At 62.0% G+C, this 21,937-nt stretch carries 25 protein-coding genes; 12 read left to right on the forward strand and 13 right to left on the reverse strand.

All coding sequences use genetic code 11. The features are described from left to right. Positions 1-7: 7 nt before the first annotated feature. From nusB to nrdR, 6 genes are all read right to left on the reverse strand, one after another. Positions 8-508, reverse strand: coding sequence for a transcription antitermination factor NusB (gene nusB, locus U367_RS0118345; RefSeq protein WP_010206836.1), 501 nt, complete (start codon positions 506-508; stop codon positions 8-10). Continuing rightward, positions 505-981: a 6,7-dimethyl-8-ribityllumazine synthase gene (gene ribH / locus U367_RS0118350; protein WP_003176356.1), complete on the reverse strand. Its 477-nt coding sequence runs from the start codon at positions 979-981 to the stop codon at positions 505-507. Before ribH ends, nusB begins: the two co-directional genes overlap by 4 nt. Before the next feature lie 90 nt (positions 982-1,071). Further along, entirely contained in the window at positions 1,072-2,163 is a 1,092-nt protein-coding gene (ribBA, locus tag U367_RS0118355; protein WP_016978541.1) for a bifunctional 3,4-dihydroxy-2-butanone-4-phosphate synthase/GTP cyclohydrolase II, read from the reverse strand. A gap of 15 nt (positions 2,164-2,178) precedes the next feature. After that, the gene (locus U367_RS0118360) at positions 2,179-2,841 is read right to left on the reverse strand and encodes a riboflavin synthase (RefSeq protein ID WP_028618109.1); all 663 of its coding nucleotides are present in this window, start codon (positions 2,839-2,841) and stop codon (positions 2,179-2,181) included. 45 nt (positions 2,842-2,886) lie between these two features. Then, the gene (gene ribD / locus U367_RS0118365) at positions 2,887-4,023 is read right to left on the reverse strand and encodes a bifunctional diaminohydroxyphosphoribosylaminopyrimidine deaminase/5-amino-6-(5-phosphoribosylamino)uracil reductase RibD (protein ID WP_016978539.1); all 1,137 of its coding nucleotides are present in this window, start codon (positions 4,021-4,023) and stop codon (positions 2,887-2,889) included. Next, positions 4,020-4,484, reverse strand: coding sequence for a transcriptional regulator NrdR (nrdR, locus tag U367_RS0118370; RefSeq protein WP_010206843.1), 465 nt, complete (start codon positions 4,482-4,484; stop codon positions 4,020-4,022). Before nrdR ends, ribD begins: the two co-directional genes overlap by 4 nt. A 140-nt stretch (positions 4,485-4,624) precedes the next feature. Here nrdR and U367_RS0118375 point away from each other — a divergent pair, with 140 nt between their 5' ends. The 3 genes from U367_RS0118375 to trxA all read left to right on the forward strand — a co-directional run bounded on the left by U367_RS0118375 (position 4,625) and on the right by trxA (position 6,757). Further along, positions 4,625-5,080 carry a YbaY family lipoprotein gene (locus tag U367_RS0118375; protein WP_028618110.1) on the forward strand — a complete coding sequence of 152 codons (456 nt, stop codon included), beginning with the start codon at positions 4,625-4,627 and terminating at the stop codon, positions 5,078-5,080. Further along, positions 5,077-5,733 (forward strand): class I SAM-dependent methyltransferase, encoded by a 657-nt coding sequence (locus U367_RS0118380; RefSeq protein WP_028618111.1) that lies wholly within the window; start codon positions 5,077-5,079, stop codon positions 5,731-5,733. The genes U367_RS0118375 and U367_RS0118380 overlap by 4 nt, the downstream gene beginning before the upstream one ends. A gap of 151 nt (positions 5,734-5,884) precedes the next feature. Further along, positions 5,885-6,757 (forward strand): thioredoxin, encoded by an 873-nt coding sequence (gene trxA / locus U367_RS0118385; RefSeq protein WP_028618112.1) that lies wholly within the window; start codon positions 5,885-5,887, stop codon positions 6,755-6,757. On the opposite strand, the gene U367_RS0118390 is transcribed toward trxA, so the two are convergent. Next, positions 6,754-7,095, reverse strand: a complete 342-nt coding sequence (locus U367_RS0118390; RefSeq protein WP_028618113.1) for a hypothetical protein — start codon at positions 7,093-7,095, stop codon at positions 6,754-6,756. The genes trxA and U367_RS0118390 overlap by 4 nt on opposite strands. Before the next feature lie 130 nt (positions 7,096-7,225). Here U367_RS0118390 and U367_RS0118395 point away from each other — a divergent pair, with 130 nt between their 5' ends. The 5 genes from U367_RS0118395 to U367_RS0118415 all read left to right on the forward strand — a co-directional run bounded on the left by U367_RS0118395 (position 7,226) and on the right by U367_RS0118415 (position 11,141). Then, complete coding sequence (locus U367_RS0118395) at positions 7,226-7,831, forward strand: DUF2796 domain-containing protein (protein ID WP_028618114.1); 606 nt, start codon at positions 7,226-7,228, stop codon at positions 7,829-7,831. 6 nt (positions 7,832-7,837) lie between these two features. Continuing rightward, complete coding sequence (locus tag U367_RS0118400) at positions 7,838-8,548, forward strand: ABC transporter ATP-binding protein (protein ID WP_028618115.1); 711 nt, start codon at positions 7,838-7,840, stop codon at positions 8,546-8,548. A gap of 1 nt (position 8,549) precedes the next feature. After that, complete coding sequence (locus tag U367_RS0118405) at positions 8,550-9,815, forward strand: ABC transporter permease (protein ID WP_028618116.1); 1,266 nt, start codon at positions 8,550-8,552, stop codon at positions 9,813-9,815. Positions 9,816-9,826: 11 nt separating this feature from the next. Next, the gene (locus U367_RS0118410) at positions 9,827-10,348 is read left to right on the forward strand and encodes a DUF3299 domain-containing protein (protein ID WP_028618117.1); all 522 of its coding nucleotides are present in this window, start codon (positions 9,827-9,829) and stop codon (positions 10,346-10,348) included. Positions 10,349-10,442: 94 nt separating this feature from the next. Further along, positions 10,443-11,141 carry an OmpW/AlkL family protein gene (locus tag U367_RS0118415; protein WP_028618118.1) on the forward strand — a complete coding sequence of 233 codons (699 nt, stop codon included), beginning with the start codon at positions 10,443-10,445 and terminating at the stop codon, positions 11,139-11,141. A gap of 113 nt (positions 11,142-11,254) precedes the next feature. Here U367_RS0118415 and U367_RS0118420 read toward each other — a convergent pair whose 3' ends face one another. Beyond that, a complete protein-coding gene (locus tag U367_RS0118420; protein WP_028618119.1) occupies positions 11,255-12,139 on the reverse strand; it encodes a sugar nucleotide-binding protein in 885 nt (294 codons plus the stop codon). 86 nt (positions 12,140-12,225) lie between these two features. After that, positions 12,226-14,310, reverse strand: coding sequence for a mechanosensitive ion channel family protein (locus U367_RS0118425; protein ID WP_028618120.1), 2,085 nt, complete (start codon positions 14,308-14,310; stop codon positions 12,226-12,228). A gap of 170 nt (positions 14,311-14,480) precedes the next feature. Here U367_RS0118425 and U367_RS0118430 point away from each other — a divergent pair, with 170 nt between their 5' ends. Genes U367_RS0118430 through U367_RS0118440 form a run of 3 tightly spaced genes read left to right on the forward strand, consistent with a single transcriptional unit; the run spans position 14,481 to position 17,456 of the window. After that, positions 14,481-15,260: an endonuclease/exonuclease/phosphatase family protein gene (locus U367_RS0118430; RefSeq protein WP_028618121.1), complete on the forward strand. Its 780-nt coding sequence runs from the start codon at positions 14,481-14,483 to the stop codon at positions 15,258-15,260. Further along, the gene (gene clsB / locus U367_RS0118435; protein WP_028618122.1) at positions 15,257-16,519 is read left to right on the forward strand and encodes a cardiolipin synthase ClsB; all 1,263 of its coding nucleotides are present in this window, start codon (positions 15,257-15,259) and stop codon (positions 16,517-16,519) included. The genes U367_RS0118430 and clsB overlap by 4 nt, the downstream gene beginning before the upstream one ends. Further along, on the forward strand, positions 16,509-17,456 hold the full coding sequence (locus U367_RS0118440; RefSeq protein WP_028618123.1) for a lysylphosphatidylglycerol synthase domain-containing protein: 948 nt from the start codon (positions 16,509-16,511) through the stop codon (positions 17,454-17,456). Before clsB ends, U367_RS0118440 begins: the two co-directional genes overlap by 11 nt. A 5-nt stretch (positions 17,457-17,461) precedes the next feature. On the opposite strand, the gene U367_RS0118445 is transcribed toward U367_RS0118440, so the two are convergent. The 3 genes from U367_RS0118445 to U367_RS0118455 form a co-directional block, all read right to left on the reverse strand. Beyond that, entirely contained in the window at positions 17,462-18,217 is a 756-nt protein-coding gene (locus U367_RS0118445) for an alpha/beta hydrolase family protein (protein WP_028618124.1), read from the reverse strand. After that, a complete protein-coding gene (locus tag U367_RS0118450) occupies positions 18,207-19,316 on the reverse strand; it encodes a DUF3182 family protein (protein WP_028618125.1) in 1,110 nt (369 codons plus the stop codon). The genes U367_RS0118445 and U367_RS0118450 overlap by 11 nt, the downstream gene beginning before the upstream one ends. A gap of 171 nt (positions 19,317-19,487) precedes the next feature. Continuing rightward, positions 19,488-20,447 carry a GlxA family transcriptional regulator gene (locus U367_RS0118455; RefSeq protein WP_028618126.1) on the reverse strand — a complete coding sequence of 320 codons (960 nt, stop codon included), beginning with the start codon at positions 20,445-20,447 and terminating at the stop codon, positions 19,488-19,490. Between the two features lie 96 nt (positions 20,448-20,543). Between U367_RS0118455 and U367_RS0118460 the strand changes: the two genes are divergently transcribed. After that, positions 20,544-21,095 (forward strand): cysteine hydrolase family protein, encoded by a 552-nt coding sequence (locus U367_RS0118460; RefSeq protein WP_028618127.1) that lies wholly within the window; start codon positions 20,544-20,546, stop codon positions 21,093-21,095. A gap of 33 nt (positions 21,096-21,128) precedes the next feature. On the opposite strand, the gene tam is transcribed toward U367_RS0118460, so the two are convergent. Continuing rightward, complete coding sequence (tam, locus tag U367_RS0118465; protein WP_028618128.1) at positions 21,129-21,890, reverse strand: trans-aconitate 2-methyltransferase; 762 nt, start codon at positions 21,888-21,890, stop codon at positions 21,129-21,131. Positions 21,891-21,937: the final 47 nt, after the last annotated feature.

Here is a 21,937-nt window from a genome sequence, read left to right on the forward strand (position 1 = left end):
GCGCGGTTTAGCGCTTGTACGCCTTCACTTCGGCTTCACGCAGGCGCGGGGCCAGCTTGTCGAGTACGCCGTTGACGAACTTGTGGCCGTCGGTCGAACCGTAGACTTTCGCCAGTTCGATACCTTCGTTGATCACCACGCGGTACGGCACGTCGACGCGATACAGCAGTTCCCACGCGGACAGGCGCATCACGCACAGTTCAACCGGGTCCAGCTCTTCGATGGTCAGGTCCAGGCAAGGTGCCAAGGCCGTGTCGATCTCGGTCAGGTGCGCATGCACACCGTGCAGGATGTCGTGGAAGTACGGCAGGTCGGCGAAGGTGAAGTCGTTGTCGACGCGAAACTGTGCTTCGATCTCGTTCAACGAAGCGCCCGCCAGGTGACGCTGGTACAGCGCCTGGGTCGCCAACTGACGAGCAGCGCGACGCTTCTCGTTCTTGGACGGCTTGCCAGCATCGGCTGGACGTGGCTCACGCGGGTTGAAGTTGTCGCTCTCGTCGGAAATCACTTGGCCTCCAACTGCGACAGCAGGCTGACCATTTCCAGGGCGGACAGGGCAGCTTCAGCGCCTTTGTTACCGGCCTTGGTGCCGGAACGCTCGATGGCTTGCTCGATGGAATCAACGGTCAGCACGCCGAAGGCGACTGGCACACCGAACTCCATGGACACCTGGGCCAGGCCCTTGGTGCATTCACCGGCCACATATTCGAAATGCGGAGTACCGCCACGAATGACTGCGCCCAGGGCAATGATTGCCGCGTACTCACCCTGTTGGGCAACTTTCTGCGCAACCAGTGGAATTTCGAAGGCGCCAGGGGCACGGATGATGGTGATGTCGCTCTCGCTCACACCGTGGCGAACCAGGGCGTCCACGGCACCGCTTACCAGGCTTTCAACCACGAAGCTGTTGAAGCGGCCAACCACCAGGGCGTAGCGGCCTTTGGGGGCGATGAAGGTACCTTCGATGGTCTTCAGGGTCATTCGACAAATCTCTTAAAGAGCCGGGACGCGTGTATGACGCGTCCCTTAGTGATATTTGAACCGCGAACAAGGGGCGAAAATCGCCAGCCTTTATTCGGAGGGCACGTATTCTACTACTTCCAGGTCGAAACCGGATATCGCATTAAATTTCATTGGCGCACTCATCAAGCGCATTTTGCGCACGCCCAGGTCACGCAGGATCTGCGAACCGGCGCCGACGATGCTGTAGGTGGTCGGTTTTTTCACCGGCGCGTGGTCAGCCGTTTCGCGGATATGCGCCAGCAAGACATCGCCATCCAGCGGGTGACCGAGCAACAGCACCACACCGCTGCCGGCCTCGGAGACCGCAGCCATAGCGGCGCGCAGGCTCCAGCGGCCCGGTTGCTTGACCATCAGCAGGTCGCGCAATGGGTCCATGTTGTGCACACGCACCAAGGTCGGTTCTTCGGCGCAAATGCTGCCCAGGGTCAGGGCCATGTGCACGTCGCCTTCCACTGAATCACGGTAGGTCACCAAATTGAATTGGCCCAGTTCGCTGTCCAGTGGCTGCTCGGCAATCCGCTGAACGGTACGTTCGTGGATCATGCGGTAGTGAATCAGGTCGGCAATGGTGCCGATCTTGAGGTTGTGTTCGGCGGCAAAGGCTTCGAGTTCGGTACGACGCGCCATGGTGCCGTCATCGTTCATCACTTCGCAGATCACCCCGCTCGGCTCGAAACCGGCCATGCGCGCCAGGTCGCAGGCGGCTTCGGTGTGGCCGGCACGGGCCAGGGTGCCGCCCGGTTGGGCCATCAACGGGAAGATGTGGCCGGGGCTGACGATGTCTTCGGCCTTGGCGTCTTTCGCGGCGGCGGCCTGCACGGTGCGGGCGCGGTCGGCGGCGGAGATGCCCGTGGTGACGCCAGTGGTGGCTTCAATCGAGACGGTGAACTTGGTACCAAAACCCGAGCCATTGCGCGGCGCCATCAACGGCAGCTTGAGCAACTCGCAGCGCTCACGGCTCATGGGCATGCAGATCAGCCCGCGGGCGTGCTTGGCCATGAAGTTGATGTGCTCAGGCAGGCAGGCCTCGGCGGCCATGATGATGTCGCCTTCGTTTTCGCGGTCTTCGTCATCCATCAGGATGACCATCTTGCCTTGGCGGATGTCTTCAACCAGTTCTTCGATGCTATTGAGCGCCACGCGGCACCCCCTTGGTCAGGATTTCAGGTAGCCGTTAGCGGCCAGAAAGCTTTCAGTGATGTTACCGGATGCAGGCTCTGCGGCCTTTTCGCCCAGCAACAGGCGCTCCAGGTAACGGGCGAGCAAGTCCACTTCCAGGTTCACTCGGCGACCCGGCTGGTACGAGGCCATGATCGTTTCGCTGAGGGTGTGGGGAATGATGGTCAGTTCAAATTCGGCGCCATTCACGGCGTTCACAGTCAGGCTGGTGCCGTCGACGGTGATCGAGCCTTTATGGGCGATGTACTTGGCCAGCTCTTTCGGCGCGCGGATGCGAAATTCCACGGCCCGCGCGTTTTCGCTGCGCGCGACCACTTCGCCGACGCCGTCGACGTGGCCGCTGACCAGGTGACCGCCGAGGCGAGTGGTCGGGGTCAGGGCTTTTTCCAGGTTGACCGGGCTACCGGCCTTGAGGTCGTTCATCGCGGTGCAGTCCAGGGTTTCCCGGCTGACATCGGCGGCAAAACCGTTGCCTGGCAGCTCGATGACGGTCAGGCACACGCCGTTGATGGCGATGCTGTCGCCCAGCTTGACGTCGCCAAGGTCGAGTTTGCCGGTTTCAACCGACAAGCGAACGTCGCCGCCTTTTGGGGTCATTGCACGAATGCTGCCGATGGATTCGATGATGCCGGTGAACATGGCCTTCTCCTGGAAAACGTTACCGCGCTGGGCGCAGGCAGAAAATTATACGCTCGCTGCTGGCACAGGGATGGCAGTGACTCGCCAATCATCGCCCACAGCGCGCATTTCAGTGATCTTGAGTTGGGGGGCATCGGCCAGTTTCTCAAGCGGCCAGTCCAACAAAGGCCGCGCGGCGGAACCGAGGAACTTGCCGGCGATGAAAATCACGTATTCATCCACCAGGCCTTGCTGGGCAAATGCACCGGCCAGGCTTGGGCCGGCTTCCACCAGTACTTCGTTGACGCCACGGGCCGCCAGCGCCACCAGCGCCGAGCGCAGGTCGACCTGGCCATCGACGCCCGGCACTACCAGGCACTCGGGGCCACGGGGGAATTGGTTTTCCGCGGTCACGCAGGTGATGACCAACGCCGGGCCAGCCTTGAAAAACGGCGCATTGAGCGGCACCCGCAGGCGGCCGTCGATCAGCACGCGCAACGGCGGGCGCGACATGGCCAGGGCGGTGGTGGCTTCATCCAGGCCGAGTTCGGCGGCGCGCACAGTCAGGCGGGCGCCGTCGGCCAGCACCGTGTCGGCGCCAGTCAGCACCACACTCGCCTCGGCGCGCAGGCGTTGCACAGCGGCGCGGGCGGCCGGACCGGTGATCCATTGGCTTTCGCCACTGGCCATCGCGGTGCGGCCATCCAGGCTCATCGCCAGCTTGACACGCACGAAGGGCAGGCCGTGTTCCATGCGCTTGAGGAAACCCGGATTCAGCGCGCGTGCTTCAGCTTCCAACACACCGCTGCGCACCTCGATACCGGCTTGAGCCAGGCGCTGCATGCCGCGCCCCGCCACTTCCGGGTTCGGGTCCTGCATCCCGGCCACCACGCGGGCGACACCCGCGGTGACCAACGCATCAGCGCAAGGCGGCGTGCGCCCGTGATGGCTGCACGGTTCGAGGGTCACGTACACCGTGGCACCTCGGGCCTTGGCACCGGCGGCGCGCAGGGCATTGGGCTCGGCATGCGGTTCGCCGGTCCGCTCATGCCAGCCTTCGCCGACAATCTGCCCATCACGCACAATCACGCAACCCACACGTGGGTTGGGATGGGTGGTGTACAGGCCCTTGCGCGCCAGTTCCAGGGCGCGGGCCATGTAATGGGCGTCGAGCACAGCTTGTTCGGCAGACGGTGGGTTCATTCTTTGGCAGGCTCACGGGCCAGGCGGTCGATCTCTTCGCGGAACTCATTGAGATCCTGGAAGCGTCGATACACCGAGGCGAATCGGATGTAGGCAACTTCGTCGAGCTTTTGCAGCTCGCCCATCACCAGTTCTCCAACCACCAGACTCTTGACCTCGCGTTCGCCGGTGGCGCGCAGCTTGTGCTTGATATGCACCAGCGCCGCCTCCAGCCGCTCAACACTCACCGGGCGTTTTTCCAGGGCGCGCTGCATACCGGCGCGCAGTTTTTCTTCGTCGAAAGGCTGGCGGCTGCCGTCGGACTTGATCAGACGTGGCAATACCAGTTCGGCGGTTTCGAAGGTGGTGAAACGTTCACCGCAGGCCAGGCATTCGCGCCGGCGACGCACTTGATCGCCCTCGGCGACCAGACGCGAGTCAATGACCTTGGTGTCGTTGGCACCGCAGAAGGGACAGTGCATGGTAGGCAGGCAACAAATAAAGGGAGGGCCATGGTAGCGCATCCCTGTGGCAAGACAAGCCATAGCCTTTACGGTATATAGGCTGACTATTATGTTTCATATTTTTAAAGCCACGGATTTTGTCCTTTCTGGAGCCGTACATGCAGTTACGACCACTTGTTTTGCTCACCCTGTTCAGTTTCCTGGTCGCCTGCAGCAGCGAAGCCCCCAAGCCGGCCGCACCTCAGCCCACGCCGGCACAAGAGAAAAAAGTCCCCGGCATTGAAGACATGGGCCCCCTGCCCGCCTACCAGCGGGAAATCAGCGGCAGCCTGACCAACATTCCGGCCGGTGCCGAAGTCGAAATGGCCCTGCTGGTGATCGACGATCGTTCGCGCCCACAGCAATTGCTCGCCAGCAGCGTGCTGACCGGCAACGGCCAGCCCCTGGCTTTCCGCCTGCGCTTTAACCCCGAGGCGTTCCCAGCCGGTGCGCGGGTTGAATTGCGCGGGCGCGCGAGCCAGTCCGGCCAACTGATCCTGCACCTGCCCGCCGTGCGCATCACCCAAGCGATCACCCAGACCACCGGCCCCCTGCAACTCGTCAAGGCACCATGACGCCACCGCTGGACCTGCAAGCGGCCCTGAGCGAACTGATCGGCGACGCGCAGCTGGTGCCCTGCCCATTGCCGGGCACCGAGCTGTCGTTGTGGCTGCTGGATGCAGACAACATGGACCGCGCCTTCAGTCCCGAAGAAACCCAGCGCATCCTGCATGAACCGCCCTACTGGAGTTTTTGCTGGGCCAGCGGCCTGGCGCTGGCGCGGTACCTGGCGGCGAAACCCGAGTGGGTCGCCGGCAAGCGCGTGCTGGATTTTGGCGCAGGCTCCGGCGTGGCCGGGATTGCGGCGGTCAAGGCCGGCGCGTTGGAAGTAGTGGCCTGCGACCTCGACCCGCTGGCCTTGGCGGCCTGCCGGGCGAATGCCGCGCTCAACGACGTGGAGCTGGGCTACTCCGCCGATTTTTTCGCCGAAGCCGACCGCTTCGACCTGATCATGGTCGCCGACGTGCTCTACGACCGCGCGAACCTGCCACTGCTCGACCAATTCCTGACCCGAGGCCGCGAAGCGCTGGTGGCAGATTCGCGCGTGCGCGACTTCCAGCACCCGGATTACCAGCGGCTGGCGATTCTTGATGCGCTGACGTTGCCGGATCTGGCGGAGCCTTGGGAGTTTCGCAAGGTGAGTCTGTACCATTCCCGGCGCTCGTGAGACCTTCGCGAGCAAGCCCGCTCCCACATGTGACCGCATTCCCCCTGCAGGAGCGGGCTTGCTCGCGAAAGCGGTGCCGAATCCGCCGCACTTTCAGCCAGGCTCGCCAGCCCTTATAGTTGCCCCATTCCCGCTTTATTCGAGACGCCTCATGAGTCAACCCACGCCGTATATCTTCGATGTCACCACCGCCACCTTCGACCAGGCAGTGATCCAGAACTCCTTCGAAAAACCCGTGCTGGTGGATTTCTGGGCCGAGTGGTGCGCGCCGTGCAAGGCGTTGATGCCGATGCTCGCGAAAGTTGCCGAGAGTTATCAGGGTGAGTTGCTGCTGGCCAAGGTCGATTGCGAGGCCGAGCAGGATATCGTTGCGCGCTTTGGCATTCAAAGCCTGCCGACAGTGGTGTTGTTCAAGGACGGCCAGCCCGTGGATGGGTTTGCCGGGGCGCAGCCGGAGTCGGCGGTGCGCGCGATGCTGGAGCCCCATGTACAGATGCCGCCACCGGCGGCGGCGGATCCGTTGGAGCAGGCCCAGGCGTTGTTTGCCGAAGGTCGCATCACCGATGCAGAAGCCGTGCTGGTGACAGTGCTGGGCGAGGACAACACCAACGCTGCTGCGCTGATCCTCTACGCACGCTGCCTGGCCGAGCGCGGTGAACTGGGCGAAGCCCAGACCGTGCTGGACGCGGTGAAAAGCGACGACCACAAAGCCGCCCTCGCCGGGGCCAAGGCACAGATCACCTTCCTGCGCCAGGCTGCCGATCTGCCGGATGCCGCCGAGCTGAAAAGCCGCCTGGCGCAAAACCCGCAGGATGACGAAGCGGCCTACCAACTGGCGATCCAGCAACTGGCGCGCCAGCAGTACGACGCGGCGCTCGAAGGTCTGCTCAAGCTGTTCATCCGCAACCGCAGCTACAGCGAAGGCCTGCCGCACAAGACCTTGCTGCAGGTGTTCGAACTGCTGGGCAATGATCACCCACTGGTGACCGTGTACCGTCGCAAGTTGTTTGCCGCGTTGTACTAATCGCCAACCCAGCTGTACAGCGGCGTATCTGCGCCGCTGGCCACTTTTACGTTCGAGCTGTGGCGCAGGCGCACCAGCAGGCGCTTGCCTGACGCCGCATCGCCGGCCAAGCCTTCCAACTGATCCAGCAACTCCAGGCCGCTGAGCTGGCCGGCCTTGCGCAACAGGTCCTGGGCATTCTGCCACAGGTCGTCATTCTGCTTGACCGGCGCCACTGTCGCTGCGGCGGGGACAGGCGTCGCCTGCAACTGCGCGCCCAGCCGTGCCCAATCGCCGTCGTCCAGCTCCAGGGTCAAGTCCACCGGCAAGTCGCCGACCGTTCCACGAATTCGCAACATCGTCCTTACTCCTGCACTTTTCTGACAAGCATGCTCCCATGCGGCTTGCGCAACGCCAAGCGGGCGGTCAAACTCAGCGGCAATTGTTATAAGATCACATAACAAAACTTTCATCTTCTGGAGCCTTCTCATGCGCCGTCTGTTGCTTGCTTTGCCGTTTGCCCTGCTGCCACTGGCGGTTGCCCACGCTCATGATGATCACGACCATGAACACGGTAGCCTTGGCGCCCACGAACATGGCGTCGGCCGTCTCAACGCAGTGCTTGACGGCCAGGCCCTGGAGCTGGAACTGGACAGCCCGGCGATGAACCTGGTGGGTTTCGAACACCTGGCCACCACCCCGGCGGACAAAGCCAAGGTCGTCGCCGTGCGCAAACAGCTGGAAAACCCTGTCGCCCTGTTCAACTTGCCCAAGGGCGCCGGTTGCGTGGTCAGCAGCCAGGAACTCAACAGCCCGTTGTTCGGTGACAAGCCGGAAGCCGATCATGACGACGACGATGATGACCACGCCACCGACGGCAAAGGCGCGGCTGCCCACGAGCATCATCACGACCACAGCGAAATCCACGCCCACTACCAGTTCACCTGCGCCACGCCGACGGCCCTGAGCAACCTCGACCTGACCCAGGTGTTCAAGACCTTCCCCGCCACCCAGAAAATTCAGGTACAACTGATCGGTCCGAGTGGCCAGCAAGGTGTGGAAGCCACGGCCACAGCAGCCACCTTGAAGTTCTGAGTTCCCATGACACACGCATTGATCGAACTGTCTGACCTGGGCTTCAACTGGCCCGGTCACCCCCAGTTGCTGGACATCCCCGCGTTCCGCCTGGAAGCGGGGGAAACCCTGTTTCTCAAGGGCCCGAGCGGCAGTGGCAAAACCACGCTGCTGGGCCTGCTCGGCGGCGTGCAGACACCCAACCAGGGCAGCATCCGCCTGCTCGGCCAGGAGCTGACCGAGCTATCGGCCGGCGCCCGCGACCGCTTCCGCGTCGACCACACCGGCTACATCTTCCAGCAGTTCAACCTGCTGCCATTCCTGTCGGTGCGCGAGAACGTCGAGCTGCCCTGCCACTTTTCCACGTTGCGTGCACAGCGGGCGAAACAGCGCCACGGCAGTGTCGACCAAGCCGCCGCTGCTTTACTTGCGCACCTTGGGTTGAAAGACAAAAACCTGCTGGATCGCCGCGCCGACTCGCTGTCCATCGGCCAGCAGCAACGCGTCGCCGCCGCCCGTGCGTTGATTGGCCAGCCGGAGCTGGTGATCGCCGACGAGCCCACTTCGGCTCTGGACTACGACGCCCGAGAAGCCTTCCTACAGCTGTTGTTCGCCGAATGCCGCGAAGCCGGCGCCAGCCTGCTGTTTGTCAGCCATGACCAGAGCCTGGCTTCGCTGTTCGACCGCAACCTGTCGCTGGCCGAACTCAATCGCGCCGCCACGCCCGCAGAGGTTTGAGATGTATCTGTTCCGTCTAGCCATGGCCAGCCTGGCTAACCGCCGCTTTACCGCGATCCTCACCGCGTTCGCCATCGCGCTTTCAGTCTGCTTGTTGCTCGCGGTGGAACGTGTGCGCGTTGAAGCGCGCAACAGTTTCGCCAGCACTATCAGCGGCACCGACCTGATCGTCGGCGCGCGCTCCGGCTCGGTGAACCTGCTGCTGTACTCGGTGTTCCGCATCGGCAACGCCACCAACAACATCCGCTGGGACAGCTTCGAACATTTCGCCGCCAGCCCCCAGGTGAAGTGGGCGATCCCGATTTCCCTCGGTGACTCCCATCGCGGCTACCGCGTGATGGGCACCAACGAATCCTACTTCGAGCACTACCAATACGGCCGCAAGCAAAACCTTGAACTGGCCAGCGGCCGCGCCTTCGCCATCGACCCGTTTGAAGTGGTGCTCGGTGCCGAAGTGGCTGACGCGCTGCATTACAAACTTGGCGACAAACTGGTGCTGGCTCATGGCGTGGCGGTGGTCAGCCTGGTGAAACACGATGACAAACCCTTCACCGTGGTCGGCATTCTCAAGCGCACCGGCACGCCGGTAGACCGCACGTTGCACATCAGCCTCGGCGGCATGGAGGCGATCCATATCGACTGGCACAATGGCGTACCGGCCCAAGGCAAAGGCCGCATCAGTGCCGACCAGGCGCGCAACATGGACCTCACGCCGCAGGCCATCACCGCGTTCATGCTCGGCCTGAACAACAAGATTTCCACGTTTGCCCTGCAGCGCGAGATCAACGAATTCCGTGGCGAACCGATGCTGGCGATCCTGCCCGGCGTGGCGCTGCAAGAGTTGTGGAGCATGATGGGCACTGCCGAGAAGGCGCTGTTCGTGATCTCGCTGTTCGTGGTGCTCACAGGCTTGATCGGCATGCTCACGGCGATCCTTACCAGCCTCAACGAGCGCCGCCGCGAAATGGCAATTTTGCGCTCGGTGGGTGCGCGGCCGTGGCATATCGCAACGTTGCTGATCTTCGAAGCCTTCGCCCTGGCACTGTCCGGCGTAATCGCCGGGGTGGGTTTACTGTATGTGTGCATCGCCGCCTCGCGCGGGTATTTGCAGGCCAATTGCGGCCTGGACCTGCCGATGGCCTGGCCGAGCGAATATGAATGGACGCTGCTCGCCGGTATCCTGGCCGCCGCGCTGTTGATGGGCAGCGTGCCCGCGTGGCGCGCCTATCGGCAATCCCTGGCCGATGGCCTGTCCATACGTTTATGAGGAAGGTTGCGATGCGTCGTGCGCTATTTGCGTTGTTGCTGCTGGTGGCAGTTCCCACCTGGGCGGAAGATCAGCCCAAGGATTTGTCCTGGCAGGAGATGATCCCGCCAGACGCGCCGCCGGAAATCCCCAACATGAAACCGCTGCACGACTTGTCGAACATGGCCGATGCGTTATCGGTCGAGGCAGCGCCAGCGGCCAAGCAGGACTTGCCCAACGCCCCGGTGGTGCAAAGCCTCGACGGCCAGCACATCCGCTTGCCGGGCTACATCGTGCCGCTGGAAGTCAGTGAGGAAGGCCGCACGACGGAGTTCTTGCTGGTGCCGTATTTCGGCGCGTGCATCCATGTACCGCCGCCACCCTCGAACCAGATCGTGCATGTCAAAAGCGAAATCGGCGTGAAGCTCGATGAGCTGTACCAGCCGTACTGGATCGAAGGCGCGATGCAGGTCAAACCGTCCACCAGCGAACTGGCCGACGCCGGTTACCAGATGGACGCTGAGAAAATTTATATGTACGAGCTGCCCGAATAGCGCTGATCGCCCTTTCATTGAGCTGAGTCAAAAGACCGGACGGAACGATCTTTACCATTGGACGTACAACTTTTAAACGTCCTTTGGAGCTCCCATGAACAAGTCTCTGCTCGGCGCGTCCCTCTTCGCGCTCGCCCTCGTCGCCCCCGTTGCACACGCTCACGAAGCGGGCGACATTCTGGTGCGCGCCGGTGCAATCACCGTGAACCCGAAGGCGGACAGCGGCCATGTCAAAGTTGACCAGGGCCCATTGGCCGGCGCCAACCTGGGCGGCAAGGCGACCATGAGCAGCGATACCCAACTGGGCCTGAACTTCGCCTACATGCTGACCAACCACGTCGGTATCGAACTGCTGGCCGCCACGCCGTTCGAGCATGATGTGAAGATCAAGAACACCGCCCTCGGCGCCGCGAACGGCAAGCTCGGCACCCTGAAACACCTGCCGCCGACCCTGAGCATCGTGTACTACCCGCTGGACAACAAGTCGGCCTTCCAGCCGTACGTCGGCGCCGGTATCAACTACACCTGGATCTACGACGAACACGTTGGCAGCCGTGCCCAAGGCGCAGGCTTCAGCAACTTCAAGGCCGAAAATTCCTGGGGCTGGGCCGCGCAGATCGGTGCGGACTACATGATCAACGACAAGTGGATGATCAACGCCCAGGCGCGCTACATCGACATCAGCACCAAGGCGACTGTGGACAACAACGCCCTGGGCCAAGGCACTCGCGCCAAGGTCAATGTTGACGTGGACCCGATGGTTTACATGGTGGGTATCGGCTACAAGTTCTAAACCACACCGCCCCCCTAGTAGGAGCCGGCTTGCCGGCGATGCAGACACCTCGGTCTTTCAGTTAAACCGAGGTGATGCTATCGCCGGCAAGCCGGCTCCTACGCGCTTGGGGGTCAGGTATGACGGTAGAACCGATCCAGCAATGCCGGCAACCCCGCCCGCCATGCCCGTGGCTTGATGCCGAAGGTGTGAAGGATTTTCTTGCAGGCGAGCACCGCGTGTTGCGGTTCTTCGCTCGCATCCGGCCGGGCCGCGTGCGCCTGGGCGGTAGGGGATTCGATCGCCAGCGGATGGTAGTTGCGCGCTTCAGTGAGAATCGCCTGGCCCAGTGCCAACGGTGTAGTCGCCTCCTGGCCGGCGTAGTGATAAGTGCCCCACAGCGGTGCCGCGCAATCGAGCTGCTTGAGCACCGAGATAATCACCCGTGCCGCATCGTCCACCGGCGTCGGGTTGCCGCGACGGTCGTCGGCCATCAGCAATTCATCCGGTTTCTCCGCCCGAGCCAGGAAGCGCCCCAAGGTACCGTCGACACTGTCATCCAACAGCCAGCCAAACCGCAACAGCACATGTTGCGGGCAGGTGGCGCGCACGCTCTGCTCGATGCGCCACAACGCCTGGCCGCGCAGGCCCAGGGGCACCGGCTCGTCCTTTTCGCTGTAGGCGGTGGCGCGGGAGCCATCGAACACGCGGTAGCTGGACGGTTGCAACAGGGTGATGCTGTGGTGCTGGCACAACTCGGCCAGGCGCTCGATGGCAAATTCCTGGGCAGCCAGGCGGGTTTCGCTGACCGCTTCTGCCTGGAACCAGTCGAAATAGTAGGCGAGGTTGATCAACGCATCGGGACGGGTGTCGTCGAGCAATTGGGTGAGGCTCGCGGCATCCCAGCCGTCTTGGGGCGGTTTGGGTGCGAGGAAACCGATGTCTTCCTCTGCACCGAGGCGAATCAGCGCCTGCCCGAGGGCATTCCCGCCGCCCAGTAACATAAGGCGCATTCGCATAGATTGAGCAGGCCCGGTCTGTTTGGAACGAAGGTTTTCTGGTCTTGGCCAGAATCGTTGCATTTTGCGGGTTTGTAGCGCAACCGTCACGGATTAACTATCTTCGCGCCAGCCTCGGTAGGTTCATGCTCAAGGGCCGTCCGCGCAGGCACCATGACCTGCTGTGGATAAGTCTGCGCGAAATGCACCTGGTCACAGTTATCCACAAGCTTTTTCAAGCGTTGGTTGAATGCACGGCTTACTGCATATTGCCCGCCCGACACCGTGCGGAACTGCGCCGTGAGCACCACGCCGTTGAGGTCCATCTTGTCGACGCCGAATACTTCCAGCGGACCTTGCAGGTTGTACTTGAGGAAAACGTCGTCACGGATCGACTGCCCCGCCTCGCGGATCAGTTCCACCGCCCTGTCCACATCCGTGTCGTAAGTGAACTGTACCGAGAAAAACGCATAGGCAAATTGCCGCGACTGGTTGGTGACCGCCTTGATCTGCCCGAACGGCACCGAGTGCACAAAACCCTTGCCATCGCGCAGGCGCAGGGTGCGGATGGTCAGGCCTTCGACGGTGCCGGCGTGGCCGGAGTCGAGTACCACCCAATCGCCAATGGACAGGGTGTCTTCAATAATGATGAACAGCCCGGTGATTACATCCTGCACCAGTTGCTGCGAGCCAAAACCAATGGCCAGGCCGACCACGCCGGCACCGGCCAGCAGCGGCGCGACGTTGATGCCGAGGTTGGCCATGGTGGTGATCGCGCAGATCACCACCAGGATGATCTTCACCGCATTGCGCAGCAGCGGCAGGATGGTTTTCACCCGCGTGCTCGGTTGGCGGCTGGAGCGTTTGTTGACCGGCGGTTTCAGCGCTTCCTGGATCGCCGTGTCGAGCACCACCCAGAACAGCCACGTCATCAGCAGGATCAGGCCGATGCTGCTGAGAGAATCGCTGATGGCCCGGCCCACCGAGTTGCGCTGGGCGAACTCGAACAGCGACACGCCCCAGATCCGCCCGAGAATTTCGATAAACGCAATGGCCATGACAATGCGCAGGATCGCGTGCAACAGGCTGAGGAAGCGTTCCTTGTACGCACTGCTGCGTTGGATCGCCACTTGGCTGCGGGACTTGAACAGGTGTTGCAGCACCGTGCTGAGGAACACCGTGCCGATCAGCAGGATCGTGGTGAACAGTGCGCAGCGCAGGACTTTCTGGTTGTCGTCACCAGCACCGATCAGGTTGATCGCCGACACCAGCACCATCAACAGGATCGGCCAATACCACAGGCCGGAAAATATCCGCAGCGATTGTTGCAACGCCGGGTGTTTGAGGCGCTGGGCCAGTGGTCGATTGCGGATCAGATGGGCGACCGGACGACGCAGGCGGATCACCAGCATGCCGAAAATCACCGCCGCAAACAGCCCGGTAAACACGGCAATGCTGCTGGTGATATTGCCGCCCAACTGACGGGCGATTTGCGGGCTGGTCAGCGCATCGCTGAGGGCGGCGAGGAAGCCGATCAGGAACAGCGGTTTGGGGCAGTAGTCGCGAATAATCTGCACCGCCGGGCGCTTGTGGCCAACATTGAACATGACGATGACGCACAACAGCATCGAGGTGGAAAAGATACCGCTACTGGTGGCGTAGGCAAAACACAGCGCCAGCGCACGGCCTACAGAGGTGGGCAGAAAGTGGCTGACATACAGCGTCAGCGGCAGACAGATAAGCGCGGGAGTCGTATAGGGAATCACATACCCGAGCACCGCTAGCAGACGTTTGCGCCGCTCGAAGAACGAGCGACGGCCCAGGCGCTGTACGATAAATCGCCCCAGCAGCGTCATCGCCACAAAAGCGCCAACCCACACGCCGGACAGCAGCAGGAAATCCCCCGCCACGCTCCAGGGTGAGCGCGCAGCGGTCTGGTTGACCAGCCGCCCGACCTCGTCGGCCGCTCGGTCCGCGCGCAGGCGCCATTCATCGATCAGATTCTGATTGAGGTCGAGCTTTTGCTGGACATCATCGATGCTGGAACTGATTGCCCCCAGCAGCCCGCCCTCCACCAGCAATTCCGGCTTGGCCGGCGCTTCAGGTTCCGGCGCGGTGGCCGCCGCTTGCAGTGCGCCACTGCCACAAAACAGCAGTGCGCCGAGCAGTAATGCGGTCTTTAGATTCAGCAAAACACCGATCTCCTTCAGAAGGGTCTGTAAGGAACTGACGGGTTTGCGCGTTGATCGTTCCCCTTCAGCGGCATCATTGTGCCGTCTGTAGGACGTTGGAAACTTTCAGCCAAAAATCAGAGTCAGCCATAAACGGGGGCCAGGCCCCCACTTCTTTCACAGGAGCAATCATGGCTGCGATTCCCGACTGGGTGCCCATCACCCCCAGCGTCGCCATCACTCGCTTCACGGTGCTGACGGTCAATATCCACAAGGGCTTTACCGCCCTGAATCGACGTTTCATCCTGCCCGAGCTGCGTGAAGCGGTGCGCAGCGTGGGCGCGGATATGGTGTTTTTGCAGGAAATCCACGGCACCCACGAACGCCATCCACAGCGCTTCAGCGACTGGCCGAACATGCCGCAATACGAATTCCTCGCCGACAGCATCTGGCCGCAGTTCGCCTACGGCCGCAACGCGGTCTACCCCCACGGCGACCACGGCAACGCGCTGTTGTCGAAATTCCAGATCGTGCGCCACGACAACCTCGATATCTCCCAACGCGGCCATGAAAACCGTGGCCTGCTGCATTGCGTGCTGCGCCTGCCGGGCACCGGCCAGGAGATCCATGCGATCTGTATCCACCTGGGCTTGCGCGAGGTGCACCGCCAGCAGCAACTGCGCTTGATCGAGCAGCGCATCAGCGAGATCCCAGCCGACGCGCCGCTGGTGGTGGCTGGTGACTTCAACGATTGGCGCCAGAAGGCCGACCTGAGCAAGGCCGGTTTGAAGGAAGTGTTTATTGAATCCATGGGCAAACCCGCACGCACCTTCCCGGCGCGCCTGCCGTTGCTGCCGCTGGACCGGATTTATGTGCGCAATCTGAAGGTGCATAACCCTAGGGTGCTAACGACGCGGCCTTGGTCGCACCTGTCCGACCATGTGCCGCTGTCAGTGGAGGTCGAGCTATGAACGTGGCCGTGGAACATATCTCCACCGACCAGCCGCCGGACGAAGCCAAGGCCCGCGACCTGGACTACGGCTGGCAGCATGGCAACCAGGTTGAGTTACTGGAGAACGGCGAGGCGTATTTTCCCAAGGTGTTCGAAGCCCTGCGCGCGGCCCGCCGGGAAATTCTGTTGGAGACCTTCATTCTTTTCGAAGACAAGGTGGGCCATGAGCTGCACGGCATCCTGATCGAGGCCGCGCAGCGTGGAGTCAAGGTGGTGGTGAGCCTCGATGGCTTTGGTTGCGGCGAACTGAGCCCGTCATTTCTGGGCGAGTTGGCGGACGCCGGCGTGACGGTGCAGATGTTTGACCCGGCGTCCAAGACCCTGGGCATTCGCACCAACTGGTTTCGTCGCCTGCACCGCAAGATTGTGGTGGTGGATGCGGAGGTGGCGTTTATCGGCGGGATCAACTTTTCCGCCGATCACCTGGGAGATTTCGGTCCCGAAGCCAAGCAGGATTACGCGGTGCAGGTGGTGGGTCCGGCCGTAGCAGACCTGCATCATTTCGCTTTGGCGCAAAGTGGTCGCCAAGTCCGCACGCGACGGGGTTGGCGGCGGCGCCAGCAACGGCCTCCATTGTGGTCCACCGACCAGGGCGATGGCTTGGTGCGCTTGATTTACCGCGACAACGTGCAGCATCGCGATGACATTGAAGAAGCCTATATCCACGCGCTGAGCAAGGCGCAAACACGTGCGGTGATCGCCAACGCCTACTTCTTCCCCGGCTACCGCCTGCTGCGCGAAATCCGCAATGCCGCGCGCCGTGGCGTGCAGGTGCAACTGATCATGCAAGGCCAGCCCGATGTGCTGCTGGCCAAGCTGGCGGCGCGGATGCTCTACGACTATCTGCTCAAAGATGGCGTAGTGATCCACGAATACTGCCAGCGCCCGCTGCACGGCAAAGTCGCGTTGGTGGATGACGAATGGAGCACCGTGGGTTCGAGCAACCTGGACCCGTTGAGCCTGTCGCTGAACCTGGAAGCCAATGTGTTGATTCGTGACCGCGCGTTCAATCAACAACTTTACGAACGCCTGGAAACACTCGCCAAAGACCACTGCCAGACCATGCCGGAGAACCGCAAGCCGCGCCTGTGGCTGTGGCGGTTGACCGTGGGTTTCCTGGTGTTTCATGTGATGCGCCACTTCCCGGCCTTGACGGGATGGTTGCCGGCGCACAAGCCACGGTTGAAACCCATCGAGAGCCAGTCCAATGACCGCTGAATCCCGATTCAAGCGCTGGAAGAAACCGCTGACCATCGTCTTCTTCCTGATGCTGATCGTGCTGTTCACCCTGCTCGCTCGGCGTATCGATTGGAGCGAAGTGGTGCAGACCCTGGGCGACTTCAAGGTGCGCACACTGGTGATCGCAGGCGCGCTGACGCTGTGCAGTTTTCTGGTGTACGCCAGCTTCGACTTGATCGGCCGCACCTACATTCGCCAGAACCTGGTGTGGAAGCAGATCCTGCCAGTGGGCATCATCAGCTACGCCTTCAACCTCAACCTGAGCGCGTGGGTCGGCGGCATCGCCATGCGTTATCGGCTGTATTCGCGCTTGGGGGTGAGTACCGGCAATATCGCCAAGATCCTCGGCCTGAGCCTAGCCACCAATTGGTTTGGCTACATGGCGATTGCCGGGGTGGTGTTCAGCAGCGGCTTGGTGACCATGCCGCCGGGGTGGAAGGTCAGCACCACGGCCTTGCAGGGCATTGGCGCGTTGTTGGTACTGGCCAGCCTGGGTTATCTGGTGGCCTGCCAGTTTTCGAAGAAACGTGCGTGGACGATTCGCGGCATGGAAATCAACCTGCCGTCGGTGCGCATGGCGTGCTTGCAGTTGCTGCTGGGCGCGTTGAATTGGTCGCTGATGGCGGCGGTGATTTTTACCCTGTTGCCGGCCAAGCTGGACTATCCGCTGGTGCTGGGCGTGTTATTGATCAGCGCGATTGCCGGAGTGCTCACCCACATTCCGGCCGGGCTGGGCGTGCTGGAGGCGGTGTTTATTGCGCTGTTGCAGCATGAGGCGTCGCGGGGCAGTTTGCTTGCCGGGCTGATCGCGTATCGGGCGATTTACTTCATCTTGCCGTTGCTGATCGCGCTAGTGATGTACCTGGGCGTGGAGGCCAAGGCGAAGGCGTTGCGGGTGAAGAAGACACCCGCCTGAACGCTTTAACGGGACTGAATGATGCTCAACCGCTCGCCCACCACCATCTCGGTGATCCAGTCCACCAGGATTGAGGTGTAAGCCTGCTGGGACACTGGGTCGCTGAGGGAATGGTCGGCGCCGTCGATGATTCGGTGGGTCAGGGAGTGGGTCTGCTGGCACGCCGCGCGGTAGCTCATGATGGTGGCATGGGGCACGTGGTCATCGGTTTCCGATTCGACGATCAGCACATCACCGGTAAACGCCGAACACGCGTGCAAGGCGCGATTGGTTTCGGCGTGGACCAACGTGCTGCGGTAATCCATCAGGTCCATCTTGTCCAAGTCACGCTTGGGCTTGAGCCATTCGTCATCCCGATACAGCGCCGGCACGCGCAGTGCCAGCCAGCGCACCGGGCGCAATGAGGTGAGAATCGCCGCGAGGTAGCCGCCGTAACTGGTACCCACCACTGCCACTGCCGAGGTGTCGATCGCCGGGTGGGACAGCAGTCGGTCATAGGCCGCCATCAGGTCGCGCAGGTTGTCTTCGCGGGTGACGCGGGACAATGGAATACCGGTGCCGGCGTGCCCGCGCAGATCGAAGGTCAGGCATACACAGCCCAAGCCGGCGATGCCTTTGGCCCGCTCGAGGTCTCGCTCCTGGCTGCCGCCCCAGCCGTGCACAAACAACACGCCGGGGACTTTGGATTTGGGGCTCAGGAAGGTGCCGCTCATCTGTTCGTCGTCGATATCGATCGCAATGCTTTCACTTCTAGCCGTCATAAGAGGTAACCGTCACGTACTTGAGAAGAAACTCGCTGCTTTGCGCCGGGCCGCGATACACCTCGATGGCATTGGCCGGCAGCGGTTGGTCCACATAGGTTTCCACCGAGGACACATGGATCGCACGCAGGCCAGGGTTGTTGATAAAACTTTGCAGCGCTGCGACTTCCGCGCTACTGGCCCCGCCCATGCGCCAGGATTGTTCGAGCACGCCGCTGCGGCGTTGGCCATTACTGTCCAGGCCTTGCGCGATGTCGTAATTACGCCGCGAGGCATAAAAGCCGGGGTAGGCCTCATCGGCGGCCGTGTCGAACACTTGGGCTTGTTCGATGGCTTCGCGTACGTCGTCGGCCAGTTCGAGTTGCAACAGGTCTTGGTAATAGCCGGGCACGACCAGCAGGTTGGAACCGCCGTAGACCTCTTCGCCCTGCCCATCTTTCGTCAGGTATTGCTCGCCGCAGTAGCTGAACACGTGGTCGCCGATAAAACTTTGGCCAACGCTGTGAGTGACCACATCGTGCAGATCCTGCTCCAGAACAACCCCTTCGTTGAAGAGTTTTGCGGCCTCGGATCGCGCCAGCACGGCCTCGAATTCATCCAGGCTGTGGATAACTTCCTGGCCTCGGCCCGCGCAGGCGTGCACGGGTTTCAAGCGGATGGGGCCGCTGTGGAGCAAGCGTGTGGCGGCGAGCCGCGCGTCTTCAAGTGCGAAGACGCTCAAGCCGTCCAGCACGACATTGCGTACACGCTCGCAGAACAACGCCGACCAACCTTCCGGCGCTTTAGCGTCAGGGCCGAGCAAGCCATGACTGATGGCTTTGGTGCAAATAAAGTCGTGGTCGACGTAACCGCCCCACAAATCCTCCGGGCCTTTGATATTCAGCGCTCGCGCCTGGGCCTGACCGACCAGGGTTTGTGTGGGCAGCAGGTACAGCGCCCGCCCCGCGTGCAGATCAGGGTCGTAGCTGCCGCCGAATTTGAGCCCGAGAATCTGCGCCAACCAGCGCGCCAGGGCGCGGTTGGTTTCGACCTCATGTAGCGGCGCCCCCTCACGTGTGGAGTGAGCTACCACCAGCTTCTTGCGTTGAGTCGGGGTCATGCGTCCCCCTTGGCCATCCCGCCATGTGTGTAGACGGAACGTTGCAGAGATCAAGCCAAGGCGCGTTCGCACGGGATTGCATTCAAATCAACCAGTTGCCGAAAAACCGATGGCAGTTGGCCTGTTTTATTCTGCACGACGACGCGTTAACGCGGCGGCGTTCTGCACGATTCACACGCCGAAACGGCTGCGGTAGTCGCTGGGCGAAAGGCCGGTGATCTTCTTGAAGGTGGCGCGAAAGGCACCGGGGTCCTGGTAACCCACGGTCCATGCGATATGGTCGATGGTGCCGTTGGTAAACTCCAGCATCTGCCGCGCCTTGCCCACCCGCAAGTGCTGACAGTACTCGGTGGGTTTCAAGCCCGTCGCGTTGCGAAAGCGCCGCAGGAAAGTGCGCTCTTCCAAACCCGCTTCCTGGGCCATTGCCGTAAGGGAAACATCCACCGCGCCACTGGCTTGAAGCCAGTGCTGAACCCTGAGGATGGCCGCGTCGCCGTGGCCGAGTATCGGCGCGAAGTTGCTGCCGCATTGGCTGGCGCTGTCACTGTGCTCGATCACCAGGAAACGCGCGGTATCGGCCGCGATGCTCGGGCCCATCAGGCGATCGACCAGGCGCAGGCCGAGTTCGGACCAGGCCATCAAGCCGGCGGTGGTGATCAGGTCGCCATCATCAACGATGGGCTTATCCGCCTCCAGGCGCACCGCCGGGTAACGGGCCGCGAAGGATTTGGCGGAAGACCAGTGCGTCGTGGCACTGCGTCCGTCGAGCAACCCGCTGCGCGCCAGCATGATCGAGCCAATGCACACACCGCCCAGTACTGTGCCTGCCGCGTGTTGCTGGCGGATCCATTCCAGCAACGCGGGCGGCGCCTGGTCTTCGGTGAATTCACCAATCGACGGCGGCACCAATACGGCCATCATCGGCTGGTCAGGGCCGGGATGGCTGCTGAATACGCGCGCCGGTTTGCCGGTAACATCCACCTGCCAATGGCTGACCCGCAGCAACGGCAATTGCGCGGACTGATGCTCGGCGGCGATGCGGTTAGCCACGCCGAACAAGTCGGTCAAGCCATGCACGGCCGCAAACTGCGCACCTTGGTAGATCAACACGCCCAGCTCGACGACCGCCATTGTCAGTTTTCCCCCTGTTATTGTCGGTGCAGCCAATCCCCGGTGCAGGCGCCAGCTAAGATACTGGGCCCATCAACCCATCACGAGGCAATACACATGGCCAAGCAAGCGCTCATCCTAATCGATATCCAGAACGACTACTTCCCTCAGGGCAAGTGGCCACTCGACGGCGTGGACGCCGCAGCAGACAAGGCCGCGCAGGTGCTGCAGGCGTTTCGCCAGGCGGGTGATGCGGTGATTCATGTGCGTCACGAGTTCACCTCCGAGGACGCGCCATTCTTCACGCCGGGTTCCGAGGGTGCGCACCTGCACAGCAAAGTGCTGAACGAAGGCAATGAGCCGGTGGTGCTTAAACACTTTGTGAATGCGTTTCGCGAAACCAACCTGCGCGCACTGCTGGAACAACGCAGCATCACGGACCTGGTGGTGGTCGGTAGCATGAGCCATATGTGCATCGACGCGGTGGTACGTGCAGCAGCGGACCTGGGCTATAAGGTCACGCTGATCCATGACGCCTGCGCCACGCGGGATCTGGAGTTCAATGGCAAGGTGATCCCGGCTGCTCAGGTGCATGACGCTTACATGGCATCACTGGCGTTCGGCTACGCAACCGTAGTATCGACCGATGAGTTCCTCGCCCCCGTGTAGGAGCCGGCTTGCCGGCGATAGCGTCACCACGGCCTACGCAGTGGCAATGATGAACAGGCGCGGAAACGGCAGCAACACCGTGCCATCAGCTAGGGCTGGATAGGCCTGTGTAATCCGCGCCTGGTATTCCTGCAGGAAGGCGGCTTTTTCGCTGTCGGTCAAAGGCGCGAGGAACGGTCTCAGCGCCGATGCCTTGAACCACTCCACCACGGCTGCGTGATCCACCAGCGGGTGCTGATAGGTGGTGCGCCACACATCGACCGTACTGCAATGCTTGCTCAGCAGTTCGTAGTAGTAGCTCGCGGTGTGGCGCTCGTTGTGTTTGACCGTTCCGATCTTGGCCGCCCATGGACCCTCTGCCGCGACTTCGCGGGCAAGCCGGTGGGCGGGCTCATCGAGGTTGTCCGGGGTTTGCACCGCTAGCGTACCGCCGGGCGTCAGTTGGTGGACCAAGTGGGGGTAAAGCGTGGCGTGGTCCGGTAGCCATTGCAGGGACGCGTTGGCCAGGATCACATCGAATGCTTGCGCCGGGCTCCAGGCCCCGATATCCGCCAACTCGAAGTTCAGCGCCGGCAGCCGCTTGCGGGCGTCGGCCAGCATGTCGTCGGAGCTGTCCATGCCCGTGACGTGGGCTTGCGGGAAGCGTTCGGCCAGCACCTCGGTGGAGTTGCCGGGGCCGCAGCCCAGGTCCACGGCGGTGCGGACGTCAGTGTTTGGAATGGCCGCCACCAGGTCGCGAACGGGACGGGTGCGCTGCTGTTCAAACATCGTGTATTGCTTGGCAGACCAGGTCATCACGGCTTTCCTTCTTTTTGAGGTTGGCCACAGCGTAAATCTTGTGA

The sequence above is a fragment of the Pseudomonas canadensis genome (assembly GCF_000503215.1).
GTDB classification, from domain to species: domain Bacteria; phylum Pseudomonadota; class Gammaproteobacteria; order Pseudomonadales; family Pseudomonadaceae; genus Aquipseudomonas; species Aquipseudomonas canadensis.